The organism is Nonomuraea sp. NPDC026600, assembly GCF_040638335.1.
In the GTDB taxonomy this organism is placed as follows: Bacteria; Actinomycetota; Actinomycetes; order Streptosporangiales; family Streptosporangiaceae; genus Nonomuraea.
Map to the genome: position 1 here is coordinate 326,554 of NZ_JBEZYD010000003.1, position 20,701 is coordinate 347,254.

Annotated in this window: 44 protein-coding genes; 2 read left to right on the top strand and 42 right to left on the bottom strand. The window is 67.4% G+C overall.

Annotation, left to right across the window (positions count from 1 at the left end):
- Positions 1 to 15 precede the first annotated feature (15 nt).
- The 28 genes from AB0F17_RS08425 to AB0F17_RS08560 all read right to left on the bottom strand — a co-directional run bounded on the left by AB0F17_RS08425 (position 16) and on the right by AB0F17_RS08560 (position 13,131).
- Positions 16 to 501 (bottom strand): hypothetical protein, encoded by a 486-nt coding sequence (locus AB0F17_RS08425; RefSeq protein ID WP_358018328.1) that lies wholly within the window; start codon positions 499 to 501, stop codon positions 16 to 18.
- The gene (locus tag AB0F17_RS08430; RefSeq protein ID WP_358018331.1) at positions 498 to 1,511 is read right to left on the bottom strand and encodes a phage antirepressor KilAC domain-containing protein; all 1,014 of its coding nucleotides are present in this window, start codon (positions 1,509 to 1,511) and stop codon (positions 498 to 500) included. Before AB0F17_RS08430 ends, AB0F17_RS08425 begins: the two co-directional genes overlap by 4 nt.
- A gap of 451 nt (positions 1,512 to 1,962) precedes the next feature.
- Positions 1,963 to 2,304, bottom strand: a complete 342-nt coding sequence (locus tag AB0F17_RS08435) for a hypothetical protein (protein WP_358018334.1) — start codon at positions 2,302 to 2,304, stop codon at positions 1,963 to 1,965.
- Positions 2,304 to 2,990, bottom strand: coding sequence for a DUF6221 family protein (locus AB0F17_RS08440; RefSeq protein ID WP_358018337.1), 687 nt, complete (start codon positions 2,988 to 2,990; stop codon positions 2,304 to 2,306). The genes AB0F17_RS08435 and AB0F17_RS08440 overlap by 1 nt, the downstream gene beginning before the upstream one ends.
- Position 2,991: 1 nt before the next feature.
- Entirely contained in the window at positions 2,992 to 3,288 is a 297-nt protein-coding gene (locus tag AB0F17_RS08445) for a hypothetical protein (protein ID WP_358018340.1), read from the bottom strand.
- A 239-nt stretch (positions 3,289 to 3,527) separates the two neighbouring features.
- Positions 3,528 to 3,773: a hypothetical protein gene (locus tag AB0F17_RS08450; protein ID WP_358018343.1), complete on the bottom strand. Its 246-nt coding sequence runs from the start codon at positions 3,771 to 3,773 to the stop codon at positions 3,528 to 3,530.
- 182 nt (positions 3,774 to 3,955) lie between these two features.
- The gene (locus AB0F17_RS08455) at positions 3,956 to 4,789 is read right to left on the bottom strand and encodes a hypothetical protein (RefSeq protein WP_358018346.1); all 834 of its coding nucleotides are present in this window, start codon (positions 4,787 to 4,789) and stop codon (positions 3,956 to 3,958) included.
- A 396-nt stretch (positions 4,790 to 5,185) separates the two neighbouring features.
- Positions 5,186 to 5,548 (bottom strand): hypothetical protein, encoded by a 363-nt coding sequence (locus tag AB0F17_RS08460; RefSeq protein ID WP_358018349.1) that lies wholly within the window; start codon positions 5,546 to 5,548, stop codon positions 5,186 to 5,188.
- Complete coding sequence (locus AB0F17_RS08465) at positions 5,542 to 5,826, bottom strand: hypothetical protein (RefSeq protein WP_358018351.1); 285 nt, start codon at positions 5,824 to 5,826, stop codon at positions 5,542 to 5,544. The genes AB0F17_RS08460 and AB0F17_RS08465 overlap by 7 nt, the downstream gene beginning before the upstream one ends.
- Positions 5,823 to 6,266 (bottom strand): DUF2283 domain-containing protein, encoded by a 444-nt coding sequence (locus tag AB0F17_RS08470; RefSeq protein ID WP_358018354.1) that lies wholly within the window; start codon positions 6,264 to 6,266, stop codon positions 5,823 to 5,825. The genes AB0F17_RS08465 and AB0F17_RS08470 overlap by 4 nt, the downstream gene beginning before the upstream one ends.
- Positions 6,263 to 6,478, bottom strand: coding sequence for a hypothetical protein (locus AB0F17_RS08475; protein WP_358018357.1), 216 nt, complete (start codon positions 6,476 to 6,478; stop codon positions 6,263 to 6,265). Before AB0F17_RS08475 ends, AB0F17_RS08470 begins: the two co-directional genes overlap by 4 nt.
- The gene (locus tag AB0F17_RS08480) at positions 6,475 to 6,765 is read right to left on the bottom strand and encodes a hypothetical protein (protein ID WP_358018360.1); all 291 of its coding nucleotides are present in this window, start codon (positions 6,763 to 6,765) and stop codon (positions 6,475 to 6,477) included. Before AB0F17_RS08480 ends, AB0F17_RS08475 begins: the two co-directional genes overlap by 4 nt.
- A complete protein-coding gene (locus AB0F17_RS08485) occupies positions 6,752 to 7,027 on the bottom strand; it encodes a hypothetical protein (protein ID WP_358018362.1) in 276 nt (91 codons plus the stop codon). Before AB0F17_RS08485 ends, AB0F17_RS08480 begins: the two co-directional genes overlap by 14 nt.
- Positions 7,017 to 7,430, bottom strand: coding sequence for a hypothetical protein (locus AB0F17_RS08490; protein ID WP_358018365.1), 414 nt, complete (start codon positions 7,428 to 7,430; stop codon positions 7,017 to 7,019). Before AB0F17_RS08490 ends, AB0F17_RS08485 begins: the two co-directional genes overlap by 11 nt.
- Positions 7,423 to 7,953, bottom strand: a complete 531-nt coding sequence (locus tag AB0F17_RS08495; RefSeq protein ID WP_358018367.1) for an HAD domain-containing protein — start codon at positions 7,951 to 7,953, stop codon at positions 7,423 to 7,425. The genes AB0F17_RS08490 and AB0F17_RS08495 overlap by 8 nt, the downstream gene beginning before the upstream one ends.
- Positions 7,946 to 8,263 carry a hypothetical protein gene (locus AB0F17_RS08500; RefSeq protein WP_358018370.1) on the bottom strand — a complete coding sequence of 106 codons (318 nt, stop codon included), beginning with the start codon at positions 8,261 to 8,263 and terminating at the stop codon, positions 7,946 to 7,948. The genes AB0F17_RS08495 and AB0F17_RS08500 overlap by 8 nt, the downstream gene beginning before the upstream one ends.
- The gene (locus AB0F17_RS08505) at positions 8,256 to 8,645 is read right to left on the bottom strand and encodes a hypothetical protein (RefSeq protein WP_358018373.1); all 390 of its coding nucleotides are present in this window, start codon (positions 8,643 to 8,645) and stop codon (positions 8,256 to 8,258) included. Before AB0F17_RS08505 ends, AB0F17_RS08500 begins: the two co-directional genes overlap by 8 nt.
- Positions 8,638 to 9,060: a DUF2493 domain-containing protein gene (locus AB0F17_RS08510; protein WP_358018376.1), complete on the bottom strand. Its 423-nt coding sequence runs from the start codon at positions 9,058 to 9,060 to the stop codon at positions 8,638 to 8,640. Before AB0F17_RS08510 ends, AB0F17_RS08505 begins: the two co-directional genes overlap by 8 nt.
- Entirely contained in the window at positions 9,053 to 9,262 is a 210-nt protein-coding gene (locus tag AB0F17_RS08515; RefSeq protein WP_358018378.1) for a hypothetical protein, read from the bottom strand. Before AB0F17_RS08515 ends, AB0F17_RS08510 begins: the two co-directional genes overlap by 8 nt.
- A 204-nt stretch (positions 9,263 to 9,466) precedes the next feature.
- Positions 9,467 to 9,697: a hypothetical protein gene (locus AB0F17_RS08520; protein WP_358018381.1), complete on the bottom strand. Its 231-nt coding sequence runs from the start codon at positions 9,695 to 9,697 to the stop codon at positions 9,467 to 9,469.
- A gap of 1 nt (position 9,698) precedes the next feature.
- A complete protein-coding gene (locus AB0F17_RS08525; RefSeq protein WP_358018383.1) occupies positions 9,699 to 10,007 on the bottom strand; it encodes a hypothetical protein in 309 nt (102 codons plus the stop codon).
- 3 nt (positions 10,008 to 10,010) lie between these two features.
- Complete coding sequence (locus AB0F17_RS08530) at positions 10,011 to 10,295, bottom strand: hypothetical protein (protein WP_358018386.1); 285 nt, start codon at positions 10,293 to 10,295, stop codon at positions 10,011 to 10,013.
- A gap of 103 nt (positions 10,296 to 10,398) precedes the next feature.
- On the bottom strand, positions 10,399 to 10,974 hold the full coding sequence (locus AB0F17_RS08535; RefSeq protein ID WP_358018388.1) for a hypothetical protein: 576 nt from the start codon (positions 10,972 to 10,974) through the stop codon (positions 10,399 to 10,401).
- Positions 10,975 to 11,037: 63 nt separating this feature from the next.
- Positions 11,038 to 11,295: a hypothetical protein gene (locus tag AB0F17_RS08540; protein ID WP_358018391.1), complete on the bottom strand. Its 258-nt coding sequence runs from the start codon at positions 11,293 to 11,295 to the stop codon at positions 11,038 to 11,040.
- 55 nt (positions 11,296 to 11,350) lie between these two features.
- Complete coding sequence (locus AB0F17_RS08545; protein WP_358018394.1) at positions 11,351 to 11,596, bottom strand: hypothetical protein; 246 nt, start codon at positions 11,594 to 11,596, stop codon at positions 11,351 to 11,353.
- Positions 11,597 to 11,640: 44 nt separating this feature from the next.
- Positions 11,641 to 11,988 (bottom strand): hypothetical protein, encoded by a 348-nt coding sequence (locus AB0F17_RS08550; RefSeq protein ID WP_358018397.1) that lies wholly within the window; start codon positions 11,986 to 11,988, stop codon positions 11,641 to 11,643.
- A gap of 86 nt (positions 11,989 to 12,074) precedes the next feature.
- Complete coding sequence (locus AB0F17_RS08555; protein ID WP_358018400.1) at positions 12,075 to 12,782, bottom strand: hypothetical protein; 708 nt, start codon at positions 12,780 to 12,782, stop codon at positions 12,075 to 12,077.
- A 112-nt stretch (positions 12,783 to 12,894) separates the two neighbouring features.
- A complete protein-coding gene (locus tag AB0F17_RS08560) occupies positions 12,895 to 13,131 on the bottom strand; it encodes a hypothetical protein (protein WP_358018403.1) in 237 nt (78 codons plus the stop codon).
- 154 nt (positions 13,132 to 13,285) lie between these two features.
- Here AB0F17_RS08560 and AB0F17_RS08565 point away from each other — a divergent pair, with 154 nt between their 5' ends.
- Positions 13,286 to 13,564, top strand: coding sequence for a hypothetical protein (locus AB0F17_RS08565; protein ID WP_358018406.1), 279 nt, complete (start codon positions 13,286 to 13,288; stop codon positions 13,562 to 13,564).
- Between the two features lie 4 nt (positions 13,565 to 13,568).
- On the opposite strand, the gene AB0F17_RS08570 is transcribed toward AB0F17_RS08565, so the two are convergent.
- The 14 genes from AB0F17_RS08570 to AB0F17_RS08635 form a co-directional block, all read right to left on the bottom strand.
- Positions 13,569 to 14,078, bottom strand: a complete 510-nt coding sequence (locus AB0F17_RS08570; RefSeq protein WP_358018409.1) for a hypothetical protein — start codon at positions 14,076 to 14,078, stop codon at positions 13,569 to 13,571.
- Positions 14,075 to 14,494, bottom strand: coding sequence for a hypothetical protein (locus AB0F17_RS08575; RefSeq protein WP_358018411.1), 420 nt, complete (start codon positions 14,492 to 14,494; stop codon positions 14,075 to 14,077). Before AB0F17_RS08575 ends, AB0F17_RS08570 begins: the two co-directional genes overlap by 4 nt.
- A complete protein-coding gene (locus AB0F17_RS08580; RefSeq protein ID WP_358018414.1) occupies positions 14,491 to 14,919 on the bottom strand; it encodes a hypothetical protein in 429 nt (142 codons plus the stop codon). The genes AB0F17_RS08575 and AB0F17_RS08580 overlap by 4 nt, the downstream gene beginning before the upstream one ends.
- Before the next feature lie 120 nt (positions 14,920 to 15,039).
- Positions 15,040 to 15,270, bottom strand: a complete 231-nt coding sequence (locus AB0F17_RS08585) for a hypothetical protein (protein WP_358018417.1) — start codon at positions 15,268 to 15,270, stop codon at positions 15,040 to 15,042.
- Positions 15,270 to 15,653: a hypothetical protein gene (locus tag AB0F17_RS08590; protein ID WP_358018420.1), complete on the bottom strand. Its 384-nt coding sequence runs from the start codon at positions 15,651 to 15,653 to the stop codon at positions 15,270 to 15,272. Before AB0F17_RS08590 ends, AB0F17_RS08585 begins: the two co-directional genes overlap by 1 nt.
- Positions 15,646 to 15,861 carry a hypothetical protein gene (locus AB0F17_RS08595; RefSeq protein WP_358018423.1) on the bottom strand — a complete coding sequence of 72 codons (216 nt, stop codon included), beginning with the start codon at positions 15,859 to 15,861 and terminating at the stop codon, positions 15,646 to 15,648. Before AB0F17_RS08595 ends, AB0F17_RS08590 begins: the two co-directional genes overlap by 8 nt.
- A complete protein-coding gene (locus AB0F17_RS08600; RefSeq protein WP_358018426.1) occupies positions 15,854 to 16,099 on the bottom strand; it encodes a hypothetical protein in 246 nt (81 codons plus the stop codon). The genes AB0F17_RS08595 and AB0F17_RS08600 overlap by 8 nt, the downstream gene beginning before the upstream one ends.
- The gene (locus AB0F17_RS08605) at positions 16,092 to 16,274 is read right to left on the bottom strand and encodes a hypothetical protein (RefSeq protein WP_358018429.1); all 183 of its coding nucleotides are present in this window, start codon (positions 16,272 to 16,274) and stop codon (positions 16,092 to 16,094) included. Before AB0F17_RS08605 ends, AB0F17_RS08600 begins: the two co-directional genes overlap by 8 nt.
- Positions 16,271 to 17,047: a hypothetical protein gene (locus tag AB0F17_RS08610; RefSeq protein ID WP_358018432.1), complete on the bottom strand. Its 777-nt coding sequence runs from the start codon at positions 17,045 to 17,047 to the stop codon at positions 16,271 to 16,273. The genes AB0F17_RS08605 and AB0F17_RS08610 overlap by 4 nt, the downstream gene beginning before the upstream one ends.
- On the bottom strand, positions 17,044 to 17,709 hold the full coding sequence (locus tag AB0F17_RS08615; RefSeq protein WP_358018435.1) for a hypothetical protein: 666 nt from the start codon (positions 17,707 to 17,709) through the stop codon (positions 17,044 to 17,046). The genes AB0F17_RS08610 and AB0F17_RS08615 overlap by 4 nt, the downstream gene beginning before the upstream one ends.
- A gap of 88 nt (positions 17,710 to 17,797) precedes the next feature.
- On the bottom strand, positions 17,798 to 18,079 hold the full coding sequence (locus AB0F17_RS08620) for a hypothetical protein (protein WP_358018438.1): 282 nt from the start codon (positions 18,077 to 18,079) through the stop codon (positions 17,798 to 17,800).
- On the bottom strand, positions 18,076 to 18,393 hold the full coding sequence (locus AB0F17_RS08625; protein ID WP_358018441.1) for a hypothetical protein: 318 nt from the start codon (positions 18,391 to 18,393) through the stop codon (positions 18,076 to 18,078). The genes AB0F17_RS08620 and AB0F17_RS08625 overlap by 4 nt, the downstream gene beginning before the upstream one ends.
- Positions 18,394 to 18,396: 3 nt before the next feature.
- On the bottom strand, positions 18,397 to 19,335 hold the full coding sequence (locus tag AB0F17_RS08630; RefSeq protein WP_358018444.1) for a DnaB-like helicase C-terminal domain-containing protein: 939 nt from the start codon (positions 19,333 to 19,335) through the stop codon (positions 18,397 to 18,399).
- Entirely contained in the window at positions 19,332 to 20,216 is an 885-nt protein-coding gene (locus AB0F17_RS08635; protein WP_358018447.1) for a hypothetical protein, read from the bottom strand. Before AB0F17_RS08635 ends, AB0F17_RS08630 begins: the two co-directional genes overlap by 4 nt.
- Positions 20,217 to 20,452: 236 nt before the next feature.
- On the opposite strand from AB0F17_RS08635, the gene AB0F17_RS08640 reads away from it, so the two are divergent.
- Entirely contained in the window at positions 20,453 to 20,698 is a 246-nt protein-coding gene (locus AB0F17_RS08640; protein ID WP_358018450.1) for a hypothetical protein, read from the top strand.
- Positions 20,699 to 20,701: the final 3 nt, after the last annotated feature.

Genomic DNA, 20,701 nt, shown 5'->3' on the forward strand with positions numbered 1-20,701 from the left:
GGAGGTCTTGGGGTGCTACATCAGGTCGTCGTCATCGGGAACCGGGTAGTACCAGGGATCATCGGTGGGATCGCCGCCGCCCTTGATGACGCGGAAGCCCGGCGTGCCGTCGATGACGTCGCCATCCTCCGGGTCGGGGAGGTTGGGCGGTCCATACGTAGCTGACGTGCCGTTCATCCGCAGGAGGTTGCCGACGATCGCGCGGGTCTCCACGGCGGTGAACTTGCTCGGCGACCGCTCCAACTGGAGGGCGAGGGCCACCCATGCCTGGTTGACGCCGATGCTCTCCAGGTGCTTTACGCCGCAGTCGGCGTGGAACCACCACGTGAAGATCTTCGTGATGGCGTCGCCAGCCTGCGGCGTCTTCCCGCACTCGGGGCAGGTCGTGGAACGACCGGCAACGGTGTAGGTGACCGCGCCCGTGTGGTCCTCTTGGTGCTCGATCCGGGGCGGGATCGGGCCGCGCGACTCCGACAGGGACACCCTGATGTCGTAGGTCACGCGACACCGTCCATGGGCTTGCGCAGCGAACCGAAGTCGTTGAGCCGGGTCACCGCGCGGTCCCACGCCCACCCGTCGCCGGGAGGGGTGAGCCGAGAGGAGTAGCTGATCCGCAGGACGCCGTTCTTGTCCTCGTACTCGGTTTCCTTCTCCCGGATGAAGTCCCGGTCGGTGGCGAACGACTTCGGCCTGTTGTTGCGGACCGTGTTGCCACGGCAGATGAAGCCGATCTCGCCGAGGAAGTCGAACACGTCCTTGTGCTTGATCTTGATGCCGAGGTTCTGGACCGACCAGGCGTTCAGTTTGTTCGCGAAGTCCGACAGCGTCATGAGCCCGTCCGCCGCGCGGTGGTGATCAGCAGCGGCGGCCTTCGGGCCGATGATGGCGATCTCCTCTTCGGCGGCCTGACGTCCAGCGGCTTCGATCATGCGCCCGGTCTGCTCGCGCTGGATCTGCTCGGCCTGCTCATCGATCCTCGCGAGAGCGGCACCGAACATCTCGTGGAACTGCTTGAGCGCTCGCACGTCCCGCAGGTTCACCAGGTCGGCCGAAGGCGGCGCGTCGATCGCGTCGGCTAGGGCCTGCTCGGCCAGTTCTTGCTTTCGGGTCTGCTGGGCGAAGTACGCCTGGGCGTTCGCGATCGCGGGCTTTCGCGGGTCGCCGTTCATGGCGACGAGGAACGCCCCGTGTCGGCTCAGGCGGAAGTCGTCGAGGATTCTCCGATGTCCGCGAGCGTTCTTAGTGATCTTGCCGGAGGCGGCAATGTGATCTTGGACGATCTCTCCGCTGTTCCGGAGTGCAGCCATCGCCCGTTCGATGGAATCGACGAAGCGCCGCCACTGCTCGTAGTCGAGATGCGGCATGACGTCGCGACCAGACCAGAACTCGCCCTCCTCATCCACCTGACGAAGAGCATCGAACGGCGACGCGGCCATCGCTGGCGAGATCTGGAGTTCCGTTCCTACGCCCCGGCCGTCATCCTCCGGGTCGAACAAAGTACTGTTGTCCATCGTCAGCCTGCTCCTAACAGGTTGGCGTGAGACCTCGATGGGCGTTCGTGCAAGTCCGCCTGTCGAGGTCTTTTTGATGTCCTTATTGTCCCAGAAGATCACGCCGAACACTGGCCAAAACGCCCAGGTCAGGACGGAAACATCGGCCATATGTTCGAGCGAGACCGGGAATAACTGGGCAGTTTGCTGAAGTGAGACGGGGCTCGCTGTACAAACTGCTCAACGCGCCCGGTTTAGGTTAGAGATGTCCGTTTCAACTCAGTCCGCGCCTTGTCTCGCTGCCACGCTTTCCTCGCCTCGTAGGCGTACGTGAGCAGCCAGCCCATGGTGACGAGTTGACCTCCCGCCATCCACCACAACCCCTCCGTCGCCAGCACAAATGCTGTGCAGACCTGGCCAATACAGGCCATCACCAGGAAGTACGCCCTGAGGATGCGTTCCCGCCGAGACATCAGCTCTGCCCCTCGTCGCTGAGCCCTTCGACATGCTGCGGTGACGCGGTCCGGTCGGGGTACCAGCCGCCGTGCTTGCGCGCGAGCTGCCGGGCGCACTCGTCGGCGAACCTCTCGGCGTCCGCGTCGCCCGCCGCAGGAGCAGCGTCGGCGTACCGGTCCACGATCTCCACCGTGTACGGCGTCGTCAGGACCGCCAGCGCACAGCAGGACAGGCCGAACTCCGCCCAGGCCGCGCTTTCCGCTGGCGTACCCTCCCACTGGTCGATGACCAGCGCGAACGGCTCGTCCATGTCGTCGCCGACCATGACGGACGGGAGAGGAAGGATCTGGATACGCATCAGGCGTCCACCCACGATTCCTTGTGAGCGATCAGCGATCGAATACATCCGCACGCCGCGCAGTACTGCGCGAGGTGCCCCTGTTGAACGCCGTCGTACGGGTCACCCTTGGCCGCGACGAAGGGATGCGGGACGTCGCTCACCTCCCGCATCGAACCTGTGAGCCCGAGAGCCGCACGGACTGCGCTGCCGGCGCGAGAAACCTCCAGCCACGCCGGGTCGGTGATCTGCCCGTCTGCGATCCGCTCCTCGGTGCGCGCCCAATCGAACAGTTCCTCCGCTTGGGCCTCCTCAAGCCACGCCAGGTTGAAGCCGGGACGGTAGCGACGGGCCTGCGCCAGAGCGCGGATGGTCGGGCACAGGATCTCGTCGCGGTCGCCAGCAGGAAACACCTGCGAGCCGGTCTCGGTCACACAATCGTGCAGGTCCTCATGCATAACGAGCAGCGCCAGTTCGGCCTCGCACCGGGCGATCACGTCCCTGGGGCCGTGGGCGGCGATGAGTACCGCTTCGCAGGGGTCGAGGTCACCCCACTCGGAGTCCCCGCCGAACGTCTGATCTTGGCTGGTCTGGATATGCCAGTCGCCGTGCGCTTTTACGGCGGTCCAGATCTCGCCGTCGAGCGCTTCGGCTGCCACCTTGTCGCCTTCGATCGTGGCCCGAAGCCACGAGAGCAGATCGGACATCTCACACCTCCCGCGAGGGAGGAAGCGAGGACAGGGTCACGATGTCGGTGTAGGTGACGTACTCGTCGGTGACCTCGTTGAGGATCTTGCGCCCGTCCGCGTCGAACTCGAAGAGGTGCACGATCGCGTACGGCGGCTTCCCGTCGCGGCCCTCGTACACCTCGCAGCGGTTCCCCTTCTCGGGGTCGATGCCTTCCGCTCGCAGCCACGTCAGGAACGCGTCATACGGGTAGTGGCTCTCGTCTTTGTCGCGGCCCAATCTGGCGTCGATTACCAGGTACGGCTTCACCGTGTCCATGTGGTCTCCAGGGGGTTGGAGGTTGATACGCGCCCGAGCTCTGGTGACCCCCCACGCTGAGCCGGGCGCGCGCTTTGGGGGTGGTGACGGCCTGGCCTGCGCCCGTGGACCCCTCAGATCCCGCAGACCAGACCGACACCGGGTGGGGCTCCACGCCGCACCCCACGGGGGCAGGATGCGGCGGAGCCAGCACGCTCCTTGCACCAGGAGCGCGCGTCTATGAAGTCGTATAGCGCTGTCTAGGCGGCGATCGAGAGGGCGGCGCGCAGTTCGTCGCGCTCCTCAGGCGTGGCCGGCACAGGCTCGCCGCGGTGGAGCTGGCGGGCGATCGTGGCGATGTCCAGCCAGTCGTACCAGGCTGTCTTGCCGAGCTTGAGCAGCTTGCGGGCGTGGTGGCGGGAAGCCCACACGCGCACCGTCGGCTCAGGCTTTCCGAGACGCTCAGCGGCGGCGGCAATCGTGATCCGCTCAGGGCGGTCCGGCATGCTGGCCACCCCCAGACATGCGAAAAGGCCCTCGACACGTCTGTGTCCGAGAGCCTTTGATCCCACGATCAATCGATTTATAACAGGTCATCAGCCGAAACGACAACTTCGGCGCACCGAAACGCGGACTTCATAGCCGCCATCCCGGCACCGTGACGGGATGGCGGCTACGGATCAACCGCTCACGCCCGCCTACTGCCCGCATCGTCCAGCACAGCGACTCGAACTCCACCCCGCCGGTACGTCTTCACCGGCTCGGCCCGAACCTTGGTCAGTTCGATGTAGTCCTCCTGGTCGTACTCGCAGCGGCAGGTGCGGCACCGCGCCCCATCGGGCTGCCCGTCGTCGTCGAGGACCTCGTACAGTTCGGCGAACCCGCAGTCGCAGTACACGCCGGCCAGGTGGCGCGGGGCCTGCTTGGTGTCGGTGAGGAACGCCCGGCAGCGGTAGGCCAGGTGCAGCAGTTCCAGCCCCGCGTCGGAGCCGGACAGGTCGGCGAGTTCGTCGCCGCGCAGCATCGGCTCCGCAGGCAGGGCGAGCAGCGCGTCGAGGTGTGCGGCGAGGATGGTCCACGCCTGCGTCAGCACCGCCCCGTCACGGCGCCGGCGGGAGGCGCCGGTGTCCATCAGCGAGAGTCGGGCCACGGTACGGACCCGCTCCTCCCACGAGACGAGGATGGCCAGGATGAGACGCAGCAGTTCATCGGCGGGCAGAGAGAGCGGCACGGGCGCGGTCTTCGACATGGCGACGATCGGGCCTCCCGCCGAGGCGGCGAACGTCTTGTCGAGGCGCTGGTGGACGCGGACGAAGAGCGTCGGAAGGTCGTTGAGGGCCTTCTCGACGGCGTTGCGGTCCTGGTGGCAGAACGCCTGATAGGTGAGAGCCGGGAGACGGACCGTCTTGGCGCCCTGCGCCGCCAGACGCGGGTCGGAGCATCTGTCGCCGCGGGCGCATTCACGCTGGCCGTTGTCGCGCCAGTGGCCGTCGTCGGCGTTGGGGTCTGAGTGGATCCACACGGTTTGGCCTCCCCGATCAGTACGCTGTACGGGAGAGACCTGAGGCTGTGGTGGTCGACGGTCAGGCGAGGTTGTGGGTGAGGCGGCTCTCCGTTGGTGGCGGGGAGCCGTTTCCGCTGTCTAGCGCTCGGACGTCGCTGTGTGTTCCCGGCCTCGTTCGGCCAGCCACTCCCCCAGATCGGCGAGCTGCTCGCCAGTCACAGTCGGGCAGTACACGAGGAGATGCCACTCGCCGGAACGCATGGCTCGGTGGAGTTGAATGCCGGGGATGCGGGGATGGCCGATCATGAGGGCCGGAGAGTCGTGCACAATGCGGCCATTATCCCAGATAGGCGGATATACCCGGCGTGAACGCGCTGAGCTGACGGGCTCGACAGACCTCGCAGGGCCGGATCATCAGGGGATGTTTGGTCCGCGCTCTGCCCGCATCTCAGCGACCACAGCCATGTCCGGCGGCTCGTACGGAACGCCCATCAGGTCGTGGAAGCGCTGGTAGACGCCCGACTCCAGGAGTTCGAGTTCGATCTGCTGCCACGGTGTGGCCTCGTCGAGCGCTTTCGTCATGACCGCGATGCGGTGGGCGACGGACTCGCAGCCGACCGACCAGCAGCCGTCCCGAGCATCCCGCATCTGATGGTGAAGGTCGCCCCACAGCCGCATCAGCTCGTCAGCGGCGGCCTGCTCCAGGGAGGTGAAGCCTTCCTCCTCGGCGGAGTCGATCGCCTCCTGAAGCTCTGCAGCCCGGTCCAGCGTCACCACGGTCTCGTCCCTTCCGTGACGGCTTCGATCAGCTTGCCGAACTCGATGAACTGGCCTCCGTTGCAGTGGTGAAGCACCACAGGAGGGCCGTCGTCATCCGCGAAGGGGAACTCACCGTCGTGCCACACGTACACATCGACGCAGCCCGCGTCGAGGACGATCACGGCGTGGGCGGTGTAGCCGCCCATCTGCGGGTACCAGCAAGCGATGCCCTCTTTGCCGTCGCCCAGGACGACGGTGGCGTGGGAGGTGCACTCCTCGTGGGTCGGCTCCCTCATGGTGTCGCTCCCTCCGCTACAGCCCGCACGTGTCGCATCTCGCAGTGCCCACATGTCGGGCAGTGCGGGTGGTCGGCCTTCCCGCAGTCTGGGCCAGGATTCCAGGTGCAGCGCTCGCAGGCGGGGCACAGCGTCGACGGGTCCGGCCACTTGCCGATGATCTCAATGCCGATCACCTCACCGTCGGCGTCGTAGTCGACGTTCACCATGGCGTCCACTTCGGCCGTCTTTGCCACACCTCCCTCTGGGATGGGGTGGCGCAGGTAGACGTATGTGGCCCCCGCCTCTGGGTCGTAGGTGTAGCGGGCACTCTTCGACTCGTCGGCCGGCCGCGGGTCGTTGCAGTTGCCCATCCATCCGCGAGGGCTGTGGGTGTAGCCGACCGCGCAGGGCGTGATCGGCACCCCGCAGACGCACAGCATCTCTTCGTCGTCGGTCAACGCTCCTCCTCCAGTAGGTCGCCTTGCCCGTCGCAGTCTCCGCCAGCGCGCTTTGAGAAGCGGGGCGATGTCGGGGCGATGATCCCTAACCTCTCCGCGCAATCCCTGCCATAGCCGAGTTCTCGGTACTTCGGGTCCCACAGGAACTTGCCGCAGCCGCCGAGGCAGAGCATCGGCGGCAGGGGCGGGACGTGGAGGTCGAGGAGGTTCACGGCGCGCTCCCGAACTCCTTCTCAGCCGCTTCTCTGGCTGCTGCTTCCGCGAGGTGCTCCACGAGCGCGTCACCCGCAGCGCGGATCTTGTCGGGCTGGTGCACCTTCGTACCCTCGTCGGGCCAGACGGTGGCGATCAGCTTGCCGTCGCCGTCGGTGAAGGTCAGGGCCGCGCCTACGACGATCCCAGGGCTGGCGGCGGTGCGGCGCTTCCTCCACACCTGCACGTTGTCGAGGGCGTGGAAGAGCTCCCAAAAGCCTCGCGAGACCCTCTCAGCCAGCCCCATCGGTCATCTCCTCTTCAGGCTCGGCGAGCGCGCGGAGGGTAGGGCACCGGTCCCCCGGCTGGCCGCACGAGCAGTAGCCGTCGGACTTGCACGGGTTCGGGGTGCGGTCGAGCACGTGCCCATCCTCCTCGCAGTGGTGGACGTGGTGCACTGCGGAGACGCGGGCCACGGTGGCTTCTGCGCGTCCGGCGCGCTGCCGTTCTCGCCCCAGCGCCTCTTCAGCGAGGCGGAGCTTGAGTTCGACGACCTTCTCACCCGCCATGGTCGGTCCCTCCGGTGTCGTCGTGAGCCTGACGCGTCCGGCAAGGGGCGGGCTGGGCGCACTCCACGCAAAGGACCTGGCCGGCGGCGTGAGCCTCTTCGGCGCTGGGATGAAGAGCACGGGTTCGGGCGTTCGCGGCCTCGGCCTTGCGGAGTCGAGCGAGCATCCCCGGGAGCGCCTTCTCGCCGTAAGCCGCATGCCACTGCTCCAACTCGTAGCCAAGGCGCTTACCCTCGGCGCGGAGCCGCTCCAGCTCCTCGTCTCGTACGGCCAAAGTTGCGTCCGCGTAGCCCAGCCACATGTTGCGGAACCCGTCCCAGGCTGGTCCTGGCTTCTTGAACGTCTGCGAGTTCGCCGCATCGGCCAGCGCTTCGGCGTAGCGCTGGCGGAGGTCTTCAGCCACAAACAGGCTCCTTGTCGTCAGGACTGGCGAAAGCGGCGAGCCATTCGGCGGCCTGCTCGATGTGCCGGCCGGTGAGCCCCTTGCGTGGGCCGACGTCGATGATCCGGAAGGCGCCCACGTTGGCGTGATGCTTGAGGTGCAGGCGGTCGGCCCGCTCCAGGTCATCGTCGAACCAGACGAACGGCCTGCGGTTGACGTACTCGGCGACGGGCGGCGTCTTCGGGTGGACGCGAGGAACCTCGCCACCCGAGTTGACTGCGATCACGGGCAGTTCGGGTAACCCGATCAGTGGCCCGATCTCCTGGTTGGCGTGCTCCTCCCACGTGGTCGCCCACACCAGTTTGGCGCCGGTCTCTTGCGCGAGCTGGAGCAGCATCGGACCGTGCTCGGGATTGAGCACCACCGGATAGGTCACTCCGTCGCAGATGGCTTTCACGCTCAACCAGGTTGGCCCCTGCTTGTGCCACGGGTTGAGGACGCCATCCACGTCGAGAAGAATCAGCGGGCGGAGGTCGTCATCCACGATCGTCCTCCCTTCCCGCGGTGCTGCCGAGAGTCCAGCCGGGCGGCAGGTCGTCGCCGGAGTCGACCGCGTCGAGCAACTCCATCACCTCTTGCCTGACCGGGTCGTAGGAGTCGGCTTCGTGGTGGGCTCGCCCGTACTGGTCTTCACCCATGTACAAGATGGGGCAGCCCCGGCCGTCGTCGCGCCACCGGATGCCCTCGCCGGCCTCGAACGTGAACGAGAAGCCGGTGTGCTTCGGTGCTCCTCGGTCGTCGATCCTGTCGGCCCATGTGCGGAGCCAGCGAGCGAGGCGAGGAAGGTTAGGCATCGGCAGTCCTCTCGGGTAGGGCGGCGAGCAGTTCGCCAGCTCTGGCGTGCGGACAGCCAGGCCATGTGGAAGTCGGTCCGTGAGCTTGGCAGCCCCCGTCGTGGTCGAACTCGCACGGGCTGGGATCGGCGAACTCTTCGATGAGGCCGAGCAACTCTCGGTGCTCTTCAGCGGAGACGACGACCAGTCCTGCGCAGGCCAGAGCGTCCACGGCCGCCCGCAGAGCGACCGTGAGCACGGCGGGCAGATCTTCCCGGCATACGGCGCAGTCGCTGTCGAAGTTGTGGATGTTGTGGATGGACCAAGGCGCGTCCGCCTTCCACTCCTTCGCGTTGACCGCCTTCACAGCAGCTTGTACGGCTTCCTCGGGAAGGTCAGGCACGGCTACTCCTCAGGTGGCGTCGGACCGGGATGCCTGCCTTCTCTGCGAGGTCGGCCGTGTGGGATGCGCCGCGAGAGGAGTCGACGATGAAGGCGAGCACCAGATTGGCGCCGAGTGAGACCATCTCGGCGTTGCGGGCGAACCCGGCGCCGCGCTTGGCAGGGCCGTTCCAGTCGGCCGGATGGCGTTCGACGCGAACGGGCGTCCACTCCCCTGCGTTGCGGAAGGCAGCCCACTGTTCGGCGATCCGGTCGGCTCCGCGCGGGCAGGCGCCGTGCACGAGGACGATCGCCTTGTGGCGGAACAGCAGCTCGCTGAGAGCGTCGTGGATGACGCCTTCGTCCGTCCATGTGCGGGATCCGGTCACCAGAACCCGGAACGGGGTGCGGGCTTCCGCTGGGATGGGATCAGGCATCGGCGTTCTCCTTGATCGGGTGGTGGTCGAAGCGCCGTCGGAGCTTCCACTGATGCCCGCAGCTGCGGGCATCGCAGACCGCCCAGGCGCCCACGTGGCTGCTGTTGTCCGCCGTCACGACGGGCGGGTCTTGGTATTCGGCGGGATGGACCAAGCCATCGCGGCTGACGACGGCGAGCCCCCAGTCCAAGGTCCCGAGCACCCTCTCAACGACACCCGCCTGTGACCCGCACTTCGGGCAGGTGAGAGGCGTCTCAGGCTCAGGCATCGCTCGCACTCGTTCCGTGGGAAGGGCAGGGATCGCTCTCGATGAACTCGCCACACAGACCGTCTGGCATGTCCTCTACCGGGACAGCGCAGGCGAGGATGGAGTGGATCCAGGTCGTCGGGTTCGGCTCTGGCGCGGTCAATCGGACACCTCCCCGAGTTCGGATTCGAGCATCTGCACGAGCGGGTCGGAGGTGGGCACGCCGGCCGCGCGTAGCTCGTCGATGGTCAGCGCAGAGATCGCCTGGTTGCGGTCGTAGGCGCCAGACCTTCCGGTGACCGTCCACCGGCCGTCAGGCTGGCGGGTAGCAGTCGCGTCGCACATGGTGCTCGTCATCGCGCCGGCGTCGTCGTCGATCGTGAGAGCCACGTCAGCCCTCCTCTCCCAGCGCCAGGAAGGCGCACCTCAACGCGTACTTGTCGGCATAGTCGCAGTGGCCGGACGCCGACTGCTCGATGCGGCGGACCTGGTCGAGCGTCGCCGCAGGAAGCCCCTCCTCGGCGCGGAGTTCGTTGACGAGGGCGAGCATCTGTTCCGCCTCGTACACCACCCACGCGGGATCCTGTGAGCCGTACAGGCCGGGGACGAGCTCTTGGCTGTCGTCGCGGTGCCGAGCCGCCTCGGCCAGTTTGGCGAGGAAGGCGTCTCGGGCCGCCAAGCGGACCTTGAGCGTGGCCATCGCTTAGCCCTCCTCGGGCGCGGAGACTGGTTCGGACACGGTCAGCGTGGAGTACGCCCGGCCGAGCCTGTGGGTGACAGCCCACCCGGACGCCTCCAGGTGGCCGATCAGCGCTTCCCCGGCAGGCGTGGAGCGCGGGTCGTCGAGGCGGTCGAACAGGCGGACGCTCACCTCGTGGCGTCCGTCCATTCTCTTCAGAGTGAGGCTGACCTGGTCGGCGAACGGCTTGGTCTTGGTCTCGTGGATCGCCTCTTGAACGGCGGTCTTGGTGAGGCGGCGCTTGGCCATCTCGGGCCTCTCCTGTCGTTGATCGTTCGGGCTCTTCAGTGGTGCTCTCCCCTGCGTCTGAGGCGAGTCCCGTCCGAGCCGGGAAGGAGGAGAGCCGAGGAGGTCAGGAGCGGGCCTTCGCCTGGATGGCGGGCAGCACCGACGTACGAAACCATGCGGTTGCCTCGGACCCGGCAGAGCACAGGCGGGGCAGGCGCTCGTACCCCGAGTAGACCTCTGCCAAGGTGTCGGCCTCCCACAGCCATCGCACGGCGCGCTCGTCCAGCCACCTGCCGAGGTCCGCGACAAGGGACGCATGCAGGTCGCCGCAGCGTCGGCCTTGTTCATCCCGGTAGCCATACGCGGTATCGAACGAGACCTCCAGCCAGCAGGCCGGGTTGTCGTGCTCGGCGTAGCAGCCTGGGCCGCAATACCATTCGCAGCCGTTGTCGGCGGCGCGGAGCGGAGCGTTCGGCCGGTAGTAGATGTCCAGCAGGGCGCAAAGCCCCTGATCGGCGTGATTACCGAGGATCCATGCGTTGCCCGGCTCCGGCTGGCCGACGCCACCCACGCGCCATGTCTTCTTCTGCTCGTCGCGGAAGCGGGTGTTTTCCGTCGCGCCGATGAGCTGGTTGCCTTTAAGGAACACGTCTTGGTGGGCGATCTCGTCTAGGACGTAGACGGAAGTGGTGAGGGTCATCGGTCGGTTCTCCGTTCGGGTAGGGCGTCTTCCCGGCAGGAGCCGGGAGACAGGATCAGGGCGTCAGGCGTCTTCGTCCGTCTCGACCATCAGGCCGTGCTGCTTGGCGTCGTAGGTGTTGAACGCGTTGTAGAAGTCCTCCAGAGACAGCCAGTCGTCCGCGCTGGCCGTCCAGTGATCGAACTGGCGACGGCCAGCCTCTTGGTCTGTAAAGGGCGGCACGACGTTGTACGCCTTCTCCAGCGCATCGTCTTCGTTGTCGGCCTCGACGTAGGCGGTCAGCCACGTCACGCGAGCCAGGTTGACCTTGTACTTCGGCATCTTGGGGTTCTCCGTTCAGGGGGGTAGGCGGCGGGAAAGCGCTTGCGGCGCGGGATCAGGCGTCTGCGGTCTGCTGCTTGGGGCCGTGGTGCGGGTGCTCGTCGCAGCCCCAACGACCCGGCAGGAACGCCTTGCGGCAGTACGTGTGGACGCACATCGCGTTCATCAGCTCGTCCATGCGGCCGCAGTGCCGACAGGGGCAGAACTTGTCGTGCGACAGGACCTTGTCCGTCAGGGCGTCGAACTCCTCGGCGCTGATCAGTTCGCGGGTTCCGGTCTCGTTGCTCTCTCTGGTGGCCATGAGCATCGGTTCTCCTTGGTCGTCGTCGAGGGGTTGGGGGCGGATCAGGTGTCGAGGATGAACTTCGGATCCCACAGCCGCCCCACATGCAGGTCCGCCAGCTCCGCGATCCGCTCGTCGCGGGCGCGAACCGACAGGTAGTGCTGGTGCGCTCGCTCCCACGTCTCGTCGATCAGGGCGGGCGCACACGCCACCACGTCGGCGACGTTCTCGTAGCCGAGCGGGTTACGGTCGTCGGCCGCGGGCGGCCACGGCATCGAGCTTTGCGGCCGGCCGTCGTCGACCAGGTCCGTCGCCTTGCCCAGCGCGACGGTCCAGACGTGGATGTCGCGGGCGATCCGCAGGTAGGCGTCAGCGTCCGGGTCTCCGGTGGCGACCAGTTTGTCGGTCATCGCGGTCACGTCTCCTACGTCGGAGGGGCGGGGAGGGAGCCCCGGGAGGTGCTGGAGTCCTCCCGGGGAACAGGGGTCAGTTCGGCCTAGTCGGCCCATCCGGCGTACTCGGGCTCGACCACGCGCACCTTGCCGGACTCCAGCTCGCGGATCTCCGCCTGGCGGTGGACGTACCGCTCGCGCCCGTCGCTGCCGACCATGAGCACGTGGGAGTCGGAGCCGTAGTCCTCCACACGGGCGATGCGGGTCCCGCCGGGGAGCGGAGCGCCCTCCCGCAGGGCGTGCACCTTGTAGCCGAGCATGCCGCCCTTGGCGGGCACGGTGCGGACGACGGTGCACGGGCAGCCGGGGGCGCCCGCCCCGTCGTCCAGGCACTCCCCGTTCTCGCAGTCCTCGGCCGGGCAGCAGGGGCAGGTGCTGCACTCGCCGTTGTCGGGGGCCAGCGGCTGCGGCTCGTCCTCGCTCTCCTGGGACTGAGTGTCGCCGAGCGCGCGGTAGATGATCCCGGCGAGGATGTTGAGCGCGCCCTTGAGTTCGCGCGCCCACGCCTCGAACGGGCGTCCGGCGAGCCTCTCGGCGTGCAGGTTCTCCACGTCGGCCATGGCCTTCAGCCACACCTGCGACCAGTCGGTGATGTCGAGGCCGGTGATGCTGTCGGCGATGTCGTCGAGCAGGTTGAGGGTGTGCGTGAGCGGCAGGTGGGCACTGTCGGTCAGCGCGTTGGTGGCCGACATGAGCCGGTCGAGGTGGGCGCGCAAGCTCGCGGTCTGCGCGGCGTCGATGGCGATCGCCAACGTGGCTCCAAGGTCGAAGGGACTTGGTTGCGTGCCCGCCCGGGTCTCGCACACCGGGTGACTTCTGGTCGGGCTGGGGTGGCCCCGGGGTGCCCGGGGCCGGAGAGAAGGGTCAGGCGATGCGAGCGGCGACGATGTCCGCGCGGTCCCGGCGGAAGAGGCGGGTGCGGTGAGCGCCAGGCCACCACTCGTTCTGCCAGTCATCCGCTTCCGTGATCTCGACGATGCCGGGGAGCTCGACGGAGTCTTGGACGTCCAGGATTCGGGCGGTCTCGCCGTTGCTGAACGGGGTGAGCCACAGCACGTGGTCACCAGTCTTGATGTCTACGGCGGTGAGCTTGGCGGTCATCTCGTTCTCCCTGGTCGCTCTTACTGATGACTCAAAGCTACCTGATTTGGCTTATCCGTCAAGCCTTATATGGCTTACTCGTTCGCCTCGTGACATAAACGTGATTGAGCCACCCATGGCTTGACCGGAAAGCCGCGCCCGGTATGCTGATCACATGGCCGGGAGACACGACATCGTTGGATACGCCGAGATCATCGAGCGCGCCCAAGAGGACTTCGGCGCGGACTTCCCGGTGAGCACCGTCCGCAACTGGGAGAAGTACCGCCGCGCTTGGGTCGCCAAGGGCGCCCCCGCGCGCAGCGGACTCCGCCCTCGCGAGACGCCGATGCCAGCCCCCGAGACCACCGTCAACGGGACACCCGCATGGTCTTGGCGGAAGGTTCGCGAGTGGCTGATCCACAGCGAGCGCGTCCAGCAGCCCGTCTCCGAGTAGCCGTTCACCGGCCCTCCCCTGGCGTCTCCTGGCGCAACCAGAACAGGTCAGGATCGGCTGCGATGCGCTCGGCGAGGTCGCGGTCGATCGCAGGCAGGTCCCGCTCTCCGATCGCCCAGAACAGCGTTCGGGCAACGTCTCGGGCCTGGTCCACCCACGAGACGGGCATGACAACGGGAGCGCCTTCGGAGTGGCAGGGGCAGCGGCACAACTCCGGCTCTCCGAGGGCGTACTTGCAACTGATCCGGCACCAGGCATGCAACTCCTCGCGGCCCTCATGGGCGGCGTGGGCGCACGCGGTGGACACGTAGTCGTGGACCCAACCGGCGGGCGCCTGTACCTCCCCCGACATCGAACGCGTGCACGGAGCGCAGAAGTGGCACCCGTCCCGGACGCTCCAGTCGTAGCGCTCGACAGCGAAACGGATCACGGCCTCCACGGTGGGTCCGGTGAGTTGGCAGTACGCCCAGCAGCCTGGGGTGTCGCAGTCGAGGGAGACGCCACGGATGCTCACGGCGCCTCCCCGGACTGGCCGGCCAGCTCGGACAGATCGATGCTCAGCTCGTCACGCAGGCGCCTCAGCCGCTCCCACGACCAGCAGCCCAGGCGGCTCTCACGGGCCAAGGCCCGCATCCGCTCGGTTCCTGACTGGTGCACGGCGGCGAGGATCCGCAGCCACGCCACGTCAACCCACTCCGGCGCGGAGTGGGGGTAGCAGCGGTGCTGGCCGATGCGCTGAGGGCCGGTGGTGGGCGGACAGCCGACTTCGATGAGCGGGTACGAGTAGCGGCCGATCAGCAGGTCGCAGCGTGCGTGGCCGTCGACCCCTGCAGTGATCGCGGCGGCGGCGGTTTCAGGGCGGTCGTACTCGGCCTCCACGGTTATGGCGGGGTCGTGGGAGAGGCACAGGATGCGGTAGATGCTGCTCACCGGGACACCCCGCCGTCCTGCTCGGCAGCCACGACGACGGGCTCCAGGTAGGTGATCGGCTTCTCACGCTCGGCCGCATAGGCGATCTCGCTTCGGGTGCTGGCTCCGACGTACCCGCCCGGGTTGACGACGTAGACCGAGTCCGCCAGGTCGATCTTCCGCCTGTGGAGGTCGTCCAAGAGCTGCTTCTGCTCGTCGGTCATCGGGTCTCCGGAGTGGCCGAACACGCCCGGAGCCAGCACGATGTGGCCCTCGCTGGTGAGGTCGCGGTTGGCGCGGGCGAACTCGTCGCGGAAGCGGGTGGAGCCGCACAGGGCCACGATCGGCGGGCAGTCGCCGCCGAACTCCCGCACCAGCACTCTCGCGGGATCTGTGGCGCGGATCCGCTGCTCTTCGGCGGTGAGTTGGTCGGTGAAGTAGCTCATGAGTCGTTCGATTCCTCTCTCGAACATGGATCAAGAAGTGCTTGATCCATAGCTAAATTCGATCTTGAGTTCTGCTCGCGGCCCTGAGAAGGCCGCTGAGACTCCAGGAGGACGGCACCCTTAGACGGGTGCGGAATCCGCCTCAGATCGCGTGAGCGGCGTTGCTGGCGGCCTTCCCGGCGCATCTCTGTCCGAGTCGTGCATGCCGGATGCGAGAGACGCGACGTCGAACTGGCCCGCTTCAACCCCGGCGACGAACGCGGCAACCTCCGCCCGGTCGAACGACAGCGCCACGTCCGGCTCGTCCCGCAGCCACATCAGCCATCCGGCGTCGACGTCCGCCACCCACATCAGCGACCTCCGTCGTTGATCAAGAACAGGGCTTCCGCGCTACCGTGCTCATCCGCCGACCGGTCGCATGTGCCCGGCTTGCACTCGTCGCACAGTGCCTCGTCGCGGGTGAACTTCCAGTGGCCGGCCAGCGCCTGCTCCGCTTCCGCGAGGTTGTCGAAGTGGCAGACGCCGTCCTCGTCCTCGTCGTAGATGTACTCGCAGCAGGAGCAGGCGACGATGACGCAGGGGTGGTCGAGCTGGCGAGGCTTGAACACCTCATCGCCCTCGATTTTCGCGGCCTCTTCCTCGGCGTGCTTCTCGCTCGGGAAGTGCGGGATGCCGTCCTGGTCGAGGTCTTCGCCGTCAGAGTTGGTCAGCACCCAGCAGGTGGTGTCAGCCACGGTCGGCCTCCCGCTCCGCAATGATCTGCCTGCCGCATTTGGCCCCTTCGAGCCACTGGCGTACATCGGCTGTGGTGATGGAGCCGCCCATCCGGTCTGCGACATCGCAGCACTCGGCGACGAACGCGAGAGCGTCCTGAGCCTTGTACAGCTCGGTGGCCAGGCGCTCCACTTCGGCGAGCGCCGGGTCTTCGGTGTCGTCACCCACGAGAGGCCACCTCCTCGGCGGCAGGCTCGGACACGGGCTCCCAGTTGTCCTCGACGGGTTCGATGAGGCCCGCCTTTTCCAGGTGGGCCCGTAGCCAGCCCTCGACCTGGCCGGTCGTGTGGAGCCAGATCTCCTCACCGTGGTAGCGGATCGGCGAGCCGGGCAGGTTGCCGTCGTCGAGGTCGTTGAGCAGCGCGTAGGCGAGCTGCGCGGGGGTGGTGATCTTCGGGTCAGCCATTCGGGGTCTCCTTGTCGGTCTCGGGGTTGTCGGCCGCCAAGTCCAGGGCGGCCAGGATGCGGCGGGCGTCCAACGTGAAGTTGCCGCCCATGAACTGCGACTTGCGCAGCATGTTCAGCACGACCGGGACTCTCGGGTCGTCCGGCGGGCAGAGCGGGAACTCGGGCTCAGTCACGGGATCCGCCTGTCCACAAGCTCGGCCTTCGGCCCGGGACGGCAGCCGAAGGACCCGCGCCCATGGCAGTCAGGGCAGCGGCACACCGTGTACCCGTTGTGTTCAGCCTCAGGGCCAGCGCATTCACCGAACTGCGTGCACTCGTAAGTGCCGTCGTTGTGGTTGATGACACGCCCCGGGCAGGTCAGCGTCGCCTTGCGCCGTTTCGGGTCGGCTTCCACCCACTGCTGCTCGTATAGCGCTGCCCGGTGCCGGCACCCGCCGCGACCGACGTGGAACGTCACCGCCGGGCCGCCCAGCACCTCCACGTTGTCAGCGAACGTCAGCGACCGCTGCTTCGCCGTCACCGGCTCCTGACAGGACGGGCACACGCCGGCCATCTCGAACCGGCCCATCCACTCCGCGGCCTTCCGCGACACCTGCTCGGCCATCCGCTCACGGCACGGCAGCGGCTCCGAGCAGGAGGCGCACACTGCGTAGTGCTCGTCCCGGTACACGTCCCAGTAGTGGCCGCGAGACTCCAGGTGCACGTCACGGCCGCGATCCTGCGGGTCGTCGCTGGAGTCGACCGGCCGCAGCACAACGGCGTGCGGCGCGTAGGACTTGCCCATGCTCGCCACCCGGGCGCGAGCCTCCTCGCTCCACAATTCGGCCGGGCGCGGCGTGAAACTGACGACCCGGTACACCTGGTGCTCCCAGGCGACGAGGGCACCAACGGCCGGACGCAGCTCCGTGGTCGTGCCGAACGGATGCCAGCGGTAGGGCAGGGTCACGCGCTCTCCTCCGTCTTGTGATCTTGTTCGGTCCGGTCTTGCGGTCCAGGGGTGATCACGTGGCTGCCGTCGATCCGGGCTCGGCGTTCCAGCTCCTTGGCCCAGCCCTCGTCGGAGTTGCGCTTGGCCACCTCCCGGGCGATGGCGGAGGCCAGAGCGCCCACAGATGCCTGATGGCGCAGGGTCTTGTACCGGGCCTCCAGGACGACGAGCCGCTCCAGCGACTCGCGATCCTCAACGAACTCGGCAACCACGCCGTCGGTGACGTGGTGGTAGCAAGCGACGTTGCTGTACCAGCCCGCCTGCGCCGACGTCTCGCCTCTGGCCCGGCGGCCCACATCTGTGCGGGCGTACTCCAACGTCCCGAGCCGCTGCGCGGCTGCACGCTGCTCGGGAGTCAGCTGGTCGTACCAGGCGATCCGCTCCGAGGTGCGGGACGGGCGAGGCGGAAGCAGGCCCCGGAGCCGCCTGATCTCCTGCGTCAGCGCAAACCTCGCGGCCTCCGACAGGCTGGTCTGAAGCTGGTCCAGCTCTTTCACCTCGTCAGCGGACAGGTAGTGCTCCACGCCCTCCGGCACCCGTTCGAGCGGGTAGCAGGCTGTCCGCACCGAGTACTCAGCGGCGGCTGCCCACTCCTCGCGTGATGGCCAGACGTAGCTCACAAGGTCTCCTTCGAGTCGAACGGGGCAGGGGTGCCGAGCCACCGCAGGACAGCGGCGTACGGGGCAGGGCGGGCGGACGGTCGAGGTGTCACTGCGCCTCCTCGATCGGGTCGGGCGGTCCGGGGTTGGCCAGCTCTGCTGCGGCTTCGTCGGCCATCTCAGCGACGAGTACGGCCAAGTTCCGCTCCGCCTGACGCCGCGAGATCGGCCGGCGTGCGGGATGCCGAACGACCACCGGCCACGCCTCGACGCTCACCCGCCGCACCAGCTCGGCGTGGGCGCACTCCCCGCACAGCGGCTCATCCGCCGAGCTGTGAGCGATCAGGCCCAGGTGGGTGCCGCACGCCTGCCGGTAGGTGGTGACGCTCACGGCAGCCGCTCGTTCTCGTCGGCCTTCAACTTGGCCGCGGCGTTGGCACAGTCGATGCGGGCTTCCGCGAGCAGGTCGGCGTGACGCTCCGGATCGGTGCCGCGGCCGACCAGAGGCCCCCACGACACCGCGGCCTGAGCCGGCGTGGGTCGCCAGCCGCGGAATCGCAACGCCATCACGTACTCCAGCGCGAACGGCTCGATGTCGGGCCGGTCCTCATCGGTCGCCTCGTCGCGCTGCCGCATCCGGTGGACGAGGGCGGCGACGGCCTCGCGGGTGGCCTGGTCGAGGTTGGGCAGGTCGGTGTTGGCCATCGGTCATGACACCCCTTCCGATCCGGCACCGAAGAGGTCCGAGAATCCGGCGCCGGGTCGGGTCGGGCGCGGCGGGCGGATGTCGTCGGACGAGATGTCGATGAAGCGGCTGTAGTGGCCCTGGAAACCGACCGTGAGCACGGCAGTGGGCCCGTACCGATGCTTGGCGATGATCAGGTCGGCCTCGCCAGCGCGGGGCGACTCACGGTCGTAGTAGTCCTCGCGATGCAGCAGGACAAGCAGGTCGGCGGAGAAGGTGATCGCGCCCGACTCTCGCAGGTCGTCCAGGCGGGGGCGCTTGTCGATCCGCTGCTCGGGGCTGCGGTTCAGGTGCGCGGTGGCGACGACGGGCACCTGGAGTTCGCGGGCGAGGGCCTTCAGATCCCGCACGACGTCGCCTACTTCGCGTTCGCGCAGGTCGTTGCGCCTCTCCGGCTGGATGTCCTGGATTCCGTCGATGGCGATCAGGCGCGTGCCATGCTGCGCGACCAGTTCGGTGGCCTTGCCTGCGATGTCGGCTGCGGTTGTGGAGGGTGGCGCGTCGATGACCAGCGGAGCGCCCTCCATCGCTTTCATCTGCTGGGACAGCCGCTCCCATGCCGCCTTGTCGATGGTGCCGGCCAGGAGCTGGTGACGCGGGACGCGGGTCTCGGCGCTCAGGAAGCGGGTGACGACGTCCTCGCGGCTCTCTTCCAGGGTCGTGAGCATGGTCGCCCGGCTGTTGCGGATGGCGTTGTGGCGGCAGATGTCGTGCAGCAGCGTGGTTCGGCCCATGCCAGGCCGGGAGGCGATGACTGTGAGGGTGCCGGGTCGGAGCCCTCCGCCGGTCAGGGTGTCGAGGTCGGCGAAGCCGGTGGGGGCCAGCTCGCTGTTGGGCTTCGCGGTGACGGCGCTCGCCCATGTCGGGCTTGTGGCGTCGGGGGTTTCGTCGGTGGGGGTCATGCCGTCCTTCGTTCGGGGAGTAGTTGGGGGTACTTGACGAGTGCGACTTTGGCAACGGCGATGGTGAGTGCTTGGCCGTGCAGCGGGTCGTGTCCGTGTTCGGTGGCGTCGGCGTGGAGGGCTGCGACGAAGGTGTCGATCTCGCCGCCGAGGGACTGGATGACCTTGAAGGCGTCCTGGTAGCTCAATCCAAGATCGCTTTTCGGTTCGGCGCGGTCGCCGTCCCCTTCCACGGAACCGAAGTGATCAGAGGTATGTGAGTAATGGCTAGGTGCTTGGCTAGGTGCATGGCTACTTGGGCGGCAACTCCTGCCGGTGGTTCCGGTAACAGTTGCCGGTGGTTCGGGTAACAGTTGCCGGTGGTTACCGGTGGTAACACCCTGATTCGAGCCGTCGTCGTGCCCGGTTTCAGGTGATTCTGATGCCCAACCACCGGCAGCACTTGCCGGTGCTTGGCTGCTTTCCTCCGTTGAACCACCGGCAGGAGTTGCCGGTGCCTTGGTCCGCTTCTTCCTCGTCGCAGGCTCCGGCGGAGCGACCTCCATGCCGCCCTTCGTCACCATGCGGCGCTTCGGATCCCACATCGCCACGCGCTCGCCAAGATCGTCAGGGAACGTCAGCCGATACTCGTCGGCCTTATCCCTCAGACCCGTCAGCGATGCGTGGAAGGTCCGCTCGATCAGGCCAAGCCCGCGCAGCAGGGTCAACGCATCCCGCACAGTCCGGTCGCCAAGCTCGGTGTCCTTGACCAGCAGCGCCACACCAGGCCGCACGGAGCCGCCGTCGCCGCTGGCGTAGTTCGCCAGCGTGTAGGCCACGAGCTTGACCGTGGAGCCGATCAGGCAGCGCGCGACAACCGTCCGCCACGCAAGCGGATCCATCGGGGAAAGGCTGGTCATTCGTGCGTCCCCGCGTCCCGCCAGATCGAGGTGAAGATCTGCGCCTCTCTACGTGCCACGTGCCTTGCTCCAGCTGGTGAGTGGTTCGGTTAGGTCCGGAGCGGGCTCTGTCTTCGCATCTCAGTATAGCCAACTTGAGAGTTGGCCGAAAGGCCAGTAGGCCGTATGCTAAGTTGGCGATACGACAAGGATGCCGACCCCCATGTCACAATCAGGAGGTGACCGATCCGATGGCCCCCCTCGACACCGCCCTCGCCGAGATCGAGCGCGCCGAGCAGCAGGCAGCCGAGATCGTCCAAGCCGCCCGGCTCAACCTCGGCCGCACCATTCGCGAAATGCGCGCGAGCGGCATCAAGCAAGTCGCCATAGCCCGCCACTTCGGCTGGGACCGCGAGTACGTCCGCAGGCTGCAGGAAGCCGCCGACATCGCCGATGGCATCAAGCCGGCGCGTTCCGGCTCCTGATCC